General features: G+C 44.4%; 9 protein-coding genes. 4 read left to right on the top strand and 5 right to left on the bottom strand.

From position 1 onward, the window contains the following. Window positions 1-161: 161 nt before the first annotated feature. Window positions 162-1,934 (bottom strand): alpha-amylase family protein, encoded by a 1,773-nt coding sequence (locus JC606_RS03185; RefSeq protein ID WP_198777960.1) that lies wholly within the window; start codon window positions 1,932-1,934, stop codon window positions 162-164. 157 nt (window positions 1,935-2,091) lie between these two features. On the opposite strand from JC606_RS03185, the gene JC606_RS03180 reads away from it, so the two are divergent. Then, complete coding sequence (locus JC606_RS03180) at window positions 2,092-2,481, top strand: DUF1294 domain-containing protein (protein ID WP_004740420.1); 390 nt, start codon at window positions 2,092-2,094, stop codon at window positions 2,479-2,481. A 55-nt stretch (window positions 2,482-2,536) separates the two neighbouring features. Here JC606_RS03180 and JC606_RS03175 read toward each other — a convergent pair whose 3' ends face one another. Further along, a complete protein-coding gene (locus JC606_RS03175) occupies window positions 2,537-3,121 on the bottom strand; it encodes a LysE family translocator (protein ID WP_198777958.1) in 585 nt (194 codons plus the stop codon). Window positions 3,122-3,262: 141 nt separating this feature from the next. Here JC606_RS03175 and JC606_RS03170 point away from each other — a divergent pair, with 141 nt between their 5' ends. From JC606_RS03170 to JC606_RS03160, 3 genes are all read left to right on the top strand, one after another. Further along, complete coding sequence (locus JC606_RS03170) at window positions 3,263-3,703, top strand: Lrp/AsnC family transcriptional regulator (RefSeq protein WP_004740425.1); 441 nt, start codon at window positions 3,263-3,265, stop codon at window positions 3,701-3,703. 27 nt (window positions 3,704-3,730) lie between these two features. Continuing rightward, window positions 3,731-4,660 carry a LysR family transcriptional regulator gene (locus JC606_RS03165; protein ID WP_198777956.1) on the top strand — a complete coding sequence of 310 codons (930 nt, stop codon included), beginning with the start codon at window positions 3,731-3,733 and terminating at the stop codon, window positions 4,658-4,660. A 626-nt stretch (window positions 4,661-5,286) separates the two neighbouring features. Then, window positions 5,287-6,453, top strand: coding sequence for a tetratricopeptide repeat protein (locus JC606_RS03160; RefSeq protein ID WP_198777954.1), 1,167 nt, complete (start codon window positions 5,287-5,289; stop codon window positions 6,451-6,453). A gap of 157 nt (window positions 6,454-6,610) precedes the next feature. On the opposite strand, the gene sstT is transcribed toward JC606_RS03160, so the two are convergent. The 3 genes from sstT to JC606_RS03145 form a co-directional block, all read right to left on the bottom strand. Next, complete coding sequence (gene sstT / locus JC606_RS03155) at window positions 6,611-7,825, bottom strand: serine/threonine transporter SstT (protein WP_004740432.1); 1,215 nt, start codon at window positions 7,823-7,825, stop codon at window positions 6,611-6,613. 404 nt (window positions 7,826-8,229) lie between these two features. After that, the gene (gene rsgA / locus JC606_RS03150; protein WP_137406204.1) at window positions 8,230-9,294 is read right to left on the bottom strand and encodes a ribosome small subunit-dependent GTPase A; all 1,065 of its coding nucleotides are present in this window, start codon (window positions 9,292-9,294) and stop codon (window positions 8,230-8,232) included. A 490-nt stretch (window positions 9,295-9,784) separates the two neighbouring features. After that, window positions 9,785-10,243: a copper chaperone PCu(A)C gene (locus JC606_RS03145; RefSeq protein WP_063525377.1), complete on the bottom strand. Its 459-nt coding sequence runs from the start codon at window positions 10,241-10,243 to the stop codon at window positions 9,785-9,787. Window positions 10,244-10,278 lie beyond the last annotated feature (35 nt).

Raw genomic sequence — 10,278 nt, 5'->3', positions numbered from 1 at the left:
AATAGGATAGGGCGTAGCGGCCGGGCGTAGAGAATAAGGATGAGAGCTCATCCTTATAAATGTGAGGAAGATATCGAAATGTTTGGGTGTTAATTTAACTTGGGAATTAAGTTAATTGTCAATTAGCCTATATTTTTTTCTATATAATATCGACAAGGGTTTTAATTATTTAATGGTAATACCCAAACCAAGGATGCCAGCGGTTTTAATTCAATATTGAAGCAGCCAACTCCTTCCTCCACACGTAATTCTTGTGACTGAATAGATTCGATATGTTCATTAAGCAAGTAACTACCATCCGTAATTGTGATTACTTGGATTACATCACGTGGAATAACTAAGCAAACACGCTCTGTAGTGTGCAGGCTGAAATTCGCAGCAACTATGGTGAGTTCTTGGTCGTCATATCGCAGAAATGCGTAAACCGAATCACTCAAATTATTGCTTTGGTGTAAGTCTCGGTAATGCCCAGTCATTGAAGAGTGCTCGAGCGAAAAGTTCATCACCTTCTGATAAAAGTGACGCAGTTGCTTTTCGTTATCGTCCAATAGCCCGCCATCGAATGCGCCGTGGTTCATCCATTTTTGATGCTGTGGGACACCGACGTAATCGAAGATGGATGTACGCGAGGGTTGCCCAAAGCCTGCGTTCTCCGCGCCCGGTTCGCCGACTTCTTGTCCGAAGTAAATCATCGTTGGTGAACTGCTCAATAAGGCGCTGACGAGCATTGCAGGTTTGGCGATATTTGGGTCGCCTACAAATTCAGGAGACGCGATGCGCTGTTCATCATGGTTATTTAAGAAGTGCAGCATGTGATGTTCGATGTCCATCATTTGATGCTGAATCTCGGGAATGATGGCTGTTGAAGCTTTACCCTGCATAACAGATTTAAGTCCATCGTATAGGTCTACTTTGTCGTATAGATAGTCCACTTTTCCTAAGTGAATGTAGTCACGGTATAAGTCTGGCTGATATACCTCTGCCATAAGAAAGGCATCGGGGTTTTGCATTTTTATTGATGAGTTGAGATAGCTCCAGAACTCGACTGGTACCATTTCAGCCATATCGTAACGAAACCCATCGACGCCTTTATCTAACCAGAACAAGGCGATCTCTCGGAACTTAACCCAAGAGTTAGGCACATCGATGAATTTCCAGAAATAGAAGTGTTCTCGGCAATCACGTTGAGCATAGTTACTCGGTAATTCAGGGAAGTCCTTTGAACCGTCAGGGCGCACACCGTAATTGATCTTCACAGTTTCATACCAATCGTCGAAGTTGGGTTTAGCTAGGCGTGAGCCATTACCAGTCCATTTAGCGGGCATTTCGACAAATGGAGAGTTTAGGGCTAGATGTTGTTCACCACCAAGTGGAGTAAAGTCAGGCTCGATATTCGGAAGCTCAAAAGGGGTGTTGGGGATGTAGTAGAAGTTATTGTTTCTGTGGTATTCGAGTGTAGTGTCATCGTGAGCACCAAAGTCACTGACGCCTTGTGGGTTATTCAGCCCCTCATAATGACGCGCAACGTGGTTAGGGACGATATCGATGATCACCTTTAAGCCGTGGTCGTGACTTCTTTTTATTAGCGCCTCAAATTCCTCTAGTCTGTGATCGGGATTATCAGCGAGATCAGGGTTTACCGAGTAGTAATCTTTTACGGCATAAGGAGAGCCCGCACGGCCTTTTACTATGCTTGGGTGATCGTCTGAAATACCAATGTGTTTGTAGTCATTGATTAACGCGTGGTGAGGAACTCCGGTATACCAAATGTGAGTCATTCCAAGCTTGCGAATTTCAGACAGCGCTTTGTCTGTAAAATCACTGAATTTGCCAACGCCATTTTGTTCGATTGTGCCCCATGGGACATGTTGGGTGTTTTTATTGCCAAATAAACGCGTAAAAACTTGGTAGATGGCGTACTTTTGGTTGCACATATTTATAATTCCTTTAACTTCCATCATGTTATGTAGGGATGAAAGGGCTTGTTTATTTTTTGCAGGCTAACCGAATTACAATACGCCTTACTCATCCTTATCAAAATCTACAGGGCGTAATTGCCACAGTATGTGAGCTGTTACCCAAAAGGAGTTGATGTTGTCTTCATCTATTCAAATCGCTATCACTTATTTGGCTCTAGTAGCGGTGTCTGCGTTGTTTGCGGAAAGCTCAAAAGCGCTATTGGCGTGGTATTTCGTTATCGGTGTCGTGACGTTTTTTGTGTATGCAAAAGACAAGCGAGCCGCGATTAATGGTAATTGGCGCGTGCCAGAGAAAACCCTGCACATCTTTTCGGTAGCTGGTGGTTGGTTAGGGGCTTTGATCGCACAAGATAAGCTGCGTCATAAAACACAAAAACAGCCGTTCAGAGCGATTTATTGGTCGACAGTGGTCATCAATGTAGCGGCGTTTGCCTGGACGTTAACGCCTAACTGGCAGGCGATGTTTGGTCGTTGGCTTGGTGAACTTGTGGGGTATTTATAACGAGAATAACGGTTAGCAGCGGAGTACTAACCGTTAAGATATAGAAGTTATTCGATTAGAGCATCGGAATGGTCGATGCTAACAGCAAGCCTGCCATACCATAGTTGAAGCTTTTGATGCGGACTGGCGTTGTTAGCCAGTGTTGTAGCTGCTTGCCTGCTGCTGTCCAGAAGGTCACCGATGGCAGGTTAGCTAGCGTAAAAACGGCTGCGATGATTGCAAGTTCCCACCATGAACTGCCACTGCTATAAACAGAAATGGCTGTCAGTGCCATTGACCAACCTTTCGGGTTAACCCATTGAAAACTTGCCGCGCCGATGAAGGTCATCGGTTTATAAGCTTCAGTGCTTTTCGCTTTTCCACTCTTGGCTATTTTAATTGCGAGGTACACCAAGTAAGCAAGGCTCAGGTATTTCAATACTTGGTGAGTCACCGGATAGGCGTTGAAAACCCCCATTAAACCAAAGCCAACCAATAGCAACATAGCAGCAAAACCTAGAGCAATGCCAAGCATGTGTGGAATGGTGCGGGCAAAGCCAACATTGGCACCAGAAGTCATGAGCATGATGTTATTTGGACCCGGCGTGAAGGTCGAGACAAACGCAAACAAGGCAAGTGCGCTAAGTTGTTCTAAAGGCATAATGGTTCTCCAGCAATAAAATGAACGAAGTGACTGACCGGTCATGACTTTCACGTGTTGAGAAACATAGTAGGTGGAAAGTGAGGCAATTATGTGCTTTTATTTCCTCTATTATCACTAAATGCACAATAATAAGTACTTATGGATAGGTTTGACGAAAGGATATTGCAAGAGCTTAAGTTGGACGGCAGAATCTCCAACATTGAGCTCTCAGAGCGAATTGGTTTATCGGCTTCAGCGACGTTAAGGCGTGTACAAGATCTTGAGCGCAAAGGCATCATTCAAGGTTATCGTGCGGTTCTAGATAACGGCTTAATGGGCGTGGGTTTTATCGCCTATGTTTCAATTGGTTTATCAAGCCACAAAAAATCTGCTCAATTGGAGTTTGAAGAGCACGTCGCTATGGAGAAAGAGGTGGTCGAGTGTCACAACATCACCGGTGCCAATGAGTACTTGTTGCGAGTCGAGACTAAAGACTTGCAGAGCTATAAGAAGTTTCATGCCGATGTGCTAGGGGAGTGTGCTCAGGTTCAATCCATCACAACCATGGTAGTGATGGACACTCCTAAAGATGAACGTTAATCGATCTTAAATATCAGGAGCGGCTCAGTGCCCAATACCAATCAGTTGTTATTGTTCTTAGATGTGGTTCAACAAGGGTCGTTTACTAAAGCGGCAACCTTGCACGATATGGACAATTCCTCACTTTCTAAACAGATCAAAAAGCTTGAGCAAGACTTAGGTGTTCAGTTACTCAACCGTTCTACTCGTTCGCTTTCTTTGACGTCAGCTGGGGAAGATATTCTTGCGCAAACCTATGTGTTGAAAGACACCATTAATCAGATTCAAGGCATTGCTGATTCGTATCAGTCTGAGCCTAAAGGTGTGCTGCGAATTACGTCGCCCATCTATTTTGGTCAGCAATACCTGCAACCTATCATCACGCAGTTCATGAGAAAGTACCCAGATGTACAGATCGTACTTTCACTAGACGACAAGATCGCTAATATCATTGCTGGGCAGTTTGATATCGCGTTTCGTTTCAGTAAGTTGGTGGAATCAAATCTAATTGCGAAGAAGATAGCCGACAGTAACTTCATGCTGGTCGCCTCGAATGACTTTGTGAAGCGGCATGGTAAGCCGAAAACGCCACAAGATCTGTTGTCTCTGCCTGCGGTGATTTATACCAACGGTGATATGACGGTGGATCATCTGCGTATCAGTGAAGAGCCGCATGGCAACATTTTCCAGAGCCTGACGATTCGTGGTAACTACAAGGTGAGTGATGTTCGTACTATGGTGTCTTGTGTGAAAGATGGCTTAGGTTATGGCTTCCTTGATCAATCAAACCTGTACGCATCGATGAAAGAGTTAGGCTTAGTGACACTGCTTCCTGATTACGCCATCTCAACAGCGGATACCGCCATTTACGCTGTCTACCCACACCGTAAGCAGACCAAGCTAGTAAAAGAGTTCATCACCTCAGTGCAAGATTATATTGGGTCACCAACGATTTGGGAGAAGATGCAGCAAGGTTAGCGGTTTCTCTGCCATATCAAATCAAAAAAGAAGCCAGAACGTCACACGAACTGGCTTCTTTTTACTTTTCTAGCGCTCACTAATTTACAATGTAAAGTTCAGCTATAGCTAGCGTGAGCGGCTATTATTCCACAAAGAGTACGTCTTCAATCGCAGTTAGTGCTCGTGAATCACCTCATTACCACTTGGGTAAGCTTTTGTACCCAAGTGGTCATCAATTTCTACTTCTTGATCGACGATCAGTGCCCGTTTCATAGATCTTAATATTTTACGTTAGAGTGACGTTGTCACACTTGGTGGGGGATGCATCACCGCTGCATTCAGGTACAGGTCTTTAACCATGGGTTTCTGGTGAGCGGTTGAGCCTTATTTGATGAAAGGCAAGCTAGAGATAACAATCTTTATTGAAGCAAGATCACACGATTTATGGAGTGCGTACGGATTAGTCTTTGCAGACTTCTTATCGTTATGTATTCCTGAGATACTGAACCGAGTTTAAGGCGGAGCGTGTAGAGACTGCGTCTCTTGTCACCATCAGGGCTAATAGCCTCAGAAATTAACTACTCAATATAGTCTGCTTGTGGTCGATATAGGGTAGAACGAAACCGAATTAGGTTAAACATTCTATGAGTACAATGGGAATCGCAATTGGTGCGACTGCTCTTTCGTTAATACTTATTGCCGTGTGGCTGATTTCTTTATCACTGAGAAAACAGCGCTTGGAACAAGAGCGTAAAGCGCGTGCTGTTGCTTACCGAAAGGCGATTGAAAAAGCACGTATCCAAGAGCAAAAAGAGCGCCACTTTAAAGCCGAAACCGGACATGTCCCGTCGATTCTATTTTTGGCGAAAGAGGCGGAGCGCAACAATATTAAGGAAGCGTTATATTGGTACGATAAAGCAGCACATTTGGATAACGTTAACGGTATGTACGGCATTGTGCGTATAAGTATGAAGCGCAAAGAAGACCTGATCTTAAGAGAGCAAGCTAACTTTTGGCAGCTTGCGATCGCGGCCTTAGACAACGATATGTCGGCGAAATTTGAGATGGGTAAAGCGCTGGTTCATGGCCGTGGAACCGTAAAGAACATTCCCAAGGGTTACACCTATATTGAGGAATCTGCCGCTGGTGGTAATACCGAAGCGATGCTGTTCATGGGTGACTGGTGCCTAGACAAAGAAAACCCAGACTACTCCGCAGAAAGCTCTGTTGATTGGTATCGCAAAGCGGCTGAGAAAAACAACCTAGATGGTAAGATTAAACTTGGCATGAGCTACTTAAATGGCGTCGGCGTAGAACCAAATCATGGTGAGGCGGTGTACTGGTTTGAAACTGCAGCAGAAAAGAACAGTGCAGAGGCGATGTTTAGAGCCGGTGATGCATGGATAGACCATGGTGACAACGGTAATGCGATTGCTTATATCTGGCTATTCCTATCTGCTCACTTTGGCTATTCAGAAGCTAAGCAGCAGCGAGATAAAGTAGGTGGTGAGCTGGGTGTCGATGCGGTTGTGGGCTTACAAGCGCTGACTAAACCGATCATGACGAAGCTTACTCAACAAGCGATCACCAAGCATTCAATAATCAAAGCGCTCAATAAGCTCTACAAACGCAATATACCGATTCCAAAGAAAGTGAAAGAAGCGTCTGATGAAGAGGGTGAGTCATTAAATGTAGAGGCTAGCCATCTAGAAACGTCGCTATCGAATACAGAGCAAGCACCAGTAGAGAAGCAAGCCAATCAGACTAGTGACCCTCTAGATTTTAGTCAGTCTAATTGGAGCAGAAGCTAGTTAGTGGTGTTCACTGGATTATCCATGGGACATGTTATCCATCGTGATAAGTTAATACAGCTTGAGTGGATATAATGAAATTCAGACAACAAAAAAGGGAAGCCGATGCTTCCCTTTTTCTTTATATAGCTTTGGCTTACGAGCGAATAAAGGCTAATTAAGCTTTGTTCTGCTCAGCTTTACATACTGCAGCTGTGAACACTACGTCTGTCGAGCTGTTAAGCGCAGTTTCAGCAGAGTCTTGAATCACACCGATGATGAAACCTACCGCTACCACTTGCATCGCAACATCGTTCGAAATACCGAATAGACCACATGCTAGAGGGATAAGCAGCAGTGAGCCACCCGCAACACCAGATGCACCACATGCAGATACCGCAGCAACAAGGCTTAGTAGGATAGCAGTGAAGATATCAATCTCAATACCCATAGTGTGTACAGCAGCCAGCGTTAACACAGTGATAGTGATTGCAGCGCCAGCCATGTTGATGGTTGCACCTAGTGGGATAGATACAGAGTAAGTGTCTTCGTCTAGGTTTAGTTTCTTACAAAGGTTCATGTTTACTGGGATGTTCGCAGCACTTGAACGAGTGAAGAATGCAGTTACACCTGATTCACGAATACATTGGAATACTAGAGGGTATGGGTTCTGCTTTGTTTTAACGAAAACAAGCAGTGGGTTAACCACTAGAGCAATGATTAGCATTGAACCTAGTAGTACCGCTAGAAGTTGACCGTAGCTTGCTAGCGCCTCAAAACCAGTGGTTGCGAAAGTCGCTGAAACGAGACCGAAGATACCAAATGGCGCTAGGCGAATGATGAAGCGAACAATGTGTGAAACACTGTGGCTTAGATCTTCGAAAACCGCTTTTGTTGTTGCAGATGCGTGGTGCAGAGCAAGACCAAGACCGATAGCCCAAGCAAGAATACCGATGTAGTTTGCGTTCATTAGCGCGCTTACTGGGTTGTCTACAAGTTTAAATAGAAGCGTGTGAAGAACTTCACCGATACCTTGAGGAGGAGTAGCACCTTCTGCGCCAGCAACTAGCGTCAAAGTGGTTGGGAACATGAAGCTCAGTACTACTGCTGTTAGTGCTGCAGAGAAGGTACCAATCAAGTAAAGCACGATAATTGGACGCATATGAGTATGCTGACCTTTCTTTTGGTTTGCGATAGAAGCTGCAACAAGAATGAATACTAAAATTGGGGCAACAGCTTTCAGAGCGCCAACAAACAGACTACCTAAAAGGCCTGCGTCTTGAGCTGCTGAAGGAGAAACCATGGCGAGAACGACACCGAAAACAATACCAGCAAGGATCTGTAGGACAAGATTCCCACGAGCGATGCGGGCGAGCATGTTGTGATTTTGCATAAAATACCTGCAATTGTTAATTTATTATAGTGATGTATCTTTTATAAAGTTGTACCGAATCCGACTATACACTAGTGGAATGGGCGGTCATATTAGCTGGATCGTAGCGGGTGTCTAGGAATAGTTTACTTTTAGTGTGATTGTTTGCACTACGTGGTGTTTTTAGAGCTAAATGTTAAATAAATGTATTTTGATTGAGCTATAAATCTGCAAATTCATATTTGATGGAGCTAATATACTGTAAATTAGAGGGTGTAAATGGCGATTGGTGAGAACATTGTGTGCGTAAATAGTCGCTTCCCCATCACGTTGAAAAAAAGCCCCTTGCGATAAACATCATGGGGCTTGAAGTTTTCAGTTAAACGATGAGCTATGAACTTAGCTCGCGGCCATGCGTCAACTGTTTAAGCAGAGCCTTTCTTAATGTTGCGGCTTTCTGACTGTACGTTTCGGTACATTTTGGACAGCTGCTTATTGTTAGCGCGTTGCTCTGCTAGAGAAGCGCCGTTTCTTGCTTGTTCTCTCAGTAGCTTTTGATAGTTAGTAAATCGTCTTTCAGACAGTTCACCACTCTCAATAGCAGCCCTTATCTTGCATCCCGGCTCTGATTCATGATGACAATCAGAGAAGCGGCAGTGCATTGCTAACTCTTCTACGTCTGAAAAGGTTTCACTTACGCCTTCAGCGCAGTCTGCAAGTTGTAGCTCTCGCATTCCAGGAGTGTCGAGTAGCAAGCCACCTGACTCGAGCAAGTGGAGCGATCGTGATGTCGTTGTATGACGTCCTTTACTGTCGTCTTCACGAATACCACCAGTTGCCTGCGATGCTTCACCTAGCAATGAGTTAACCAAAGTTGACTTACCCACACCAGAAGAGCCCATTAGCGCGACGGTCTTGCCGGTTTTACACCAAGGTGAAAGTACTTGGGTTGAGTCTTGATCTAGGCTGTTGACCGCTTCGATCATGAGCATCGGGTCTAAGCTTTGTACCTGTCGTACTTTGTCTTCCCAGTCGTCACACAAGTCTTTCTTAGTTAGGACGATAACCGCTTCAACTTGGGCTTCATTGGCAAGTGCTAGATAGCGTTCAATGCGACTCAGATTAAAGTCGTTGTTCAATGAAACCACGATAAACACTGTGTCGATATTGGCTGAAATATATTGTTCAGCAACACGACTGCCCGCAGCTTTTCGGCTAAAGAGCGATTGGCGTTCGAGTAAGCGATCGAATTGCAGTTCAGAGTTCAATATTACCCAATCGCCAACGGTCATTGCGGGTTGGTTGTGATGAATGGGTAAAGTGATTTCGCCCTGCTCAGACGCCAATGTGTAGCCAATGCGATGGTGCGCGGTGATACGTGCTATTACTGAATGGTCGTAATCTTCAAGTGTCAGTTGTTGTTGAAATACAGGTTGCCATCCAAGTTGTTGAAGTGATATTGGATGAGAAAGTGTAGTTTGTGAATTCATGTCTATTTACCCAGACGTGCGAGCTTTCTTATGGGAGCATTTACTTCTTGTGAGATCTCTTATCGTTGGTGAGACCAGAATCGTTACAAGCTCAAAAAGCGTCGTGACGTCAAAAATGCGTTAGAGTTTGGTTCGAATTCAAATAGATAGGACCCCGGATTGATTCATGCGTAGTGAGCATGCTTTGATCAGGTGTAAACCGGGTAAAAGTGTGCGGTAGCCAGCTGGTGGTTTAATGTTGGTAGTTCGAGATTAAAGTTGGTTTAACCAAACAAAATTAACGCATGACTTTTATTGCCAGTTTTAGTGTTTTTATTACAATCATCTTCTATTCTCCTTGGTTATTAATGTGGTCACGCTTTGCACAGAAAGCGAGCAAATTTTAACAAAAAGCCACGATGGCGAGAAGTCATCGTGGCTCGTTTTGTCTAATTTTTTACCGATATGTGTTGCGACTCTTAATAAGCCTCATGAGCATCAGTTTCTACAATTAGTGGTGATCGTGATTCATCTTTTTCATGCCACTCATCACTTTCTTAATAGGTGCTTCGAAAGTTTGTGTTTCGCCATTCGCGAAAGTCAGTGTCATTTCGATCTGCTCACCTTCTTTTAGACCATTTTTAAGGTCGAATAACATAATGTGCAGGCTGCCAGGCTTAAGTACGGCTTCACCATTAGCAGGGATTGTGATCTGTTGAACCTGACGCATTTTCATCACGTCACCTTCAACGATAACATCATGAAGCTCTACCTTACCTGCAGCTGGTGTTGTCGCAGAAACGATAGCGCGATCTTTGTCACTATGGTTCATTAGGGTCGTAAATACTGCGCTGTTCACCGCTGTTGGCGGTGTCGCACGAGCGTACGCGTCATGTACCATGATGTCGCTTTTTGCGTGAGCAAGAGGAGTGAGCAATAAGCCTGCTAGAGCAAGTGCTTTTAACTTCATGTTGTTGTCCTTATTGTTTTATGTGTTGGTCTGGG

It is taken from the genome of Vibrio sp. IB15 (genome assembly GCF_016406055.1).
Lineage (GTDB): Bacteria > Pseudomonadota > Gammaproteobacteria > Enterobacterales > Vibrionaceae > Vibrio > Vibrio chagasii.
This window is presented reverse-complemented; position numbering and strand designations above follow the sequence as displayed.

What these genes read in the sequence shown, in the direction of transcription:
- JC606_RS03185 (WP_198777960.1), bottom strand. Translation starts at nt 1,934, where the DNA reads ATGTGCAACCAAAAGTACGCCATCTACCAAGTTTTTACGCGTTTATTT.
- JC606_RS03180 (WP_004740420.1), top strand. Translation starts at nt 2,092, where the DNA reads ATGTTGTCTTCATCTATTCAAATCGCTATCACTTATTTGGCTCTAGTA.
- JC606_RS03175 (WP_198777958.1), bottom strand. Translation starts at nt 3,121, where the DNA reads ATGCCTTTAGAACAACTTAGCGCACTTGCCTTGTTTGCGTTTGTCTCG.
- JC606_RS03170 (WP_004740425.1), top strand. Translation starts at nt 3,263, where the DNA reads ATGGATAGGTTTGACGAAAGGATATTGCAAGAGCTTAAGTTGGACGGC.
- JC606_RS03160 (WP_198777954.1), top strand. Translation starts at nt 5,287, where the DNA reads ATGAGTACAATGGGAATCGCAATTGGTGCGACTGCTCTTTCGTTAATA.
- sstT (WP_004740432.1), bottom strand. Translation starts at nt 7,825, where the DNA reads ATGCAAAATCACAACATGCTCGCCCGCATCGCTCGTGGGAATCTTGTC.
- rsgA (WP_137406204.1), bottom strand. Translation starts at nt 9,294, where the DNA reads ATGAATTCACAAACTACACTTTCTCATCCAATATCACTTCAACAACTT.
- JC606_RS03145 (WP_063525377.1), bottom strand. Translation starts at nt 10,243, where the DNA reads ATGAAGTTAAAAGCACTTGCTCTAGCAGGCTTATTGCTCACTCCTCTT.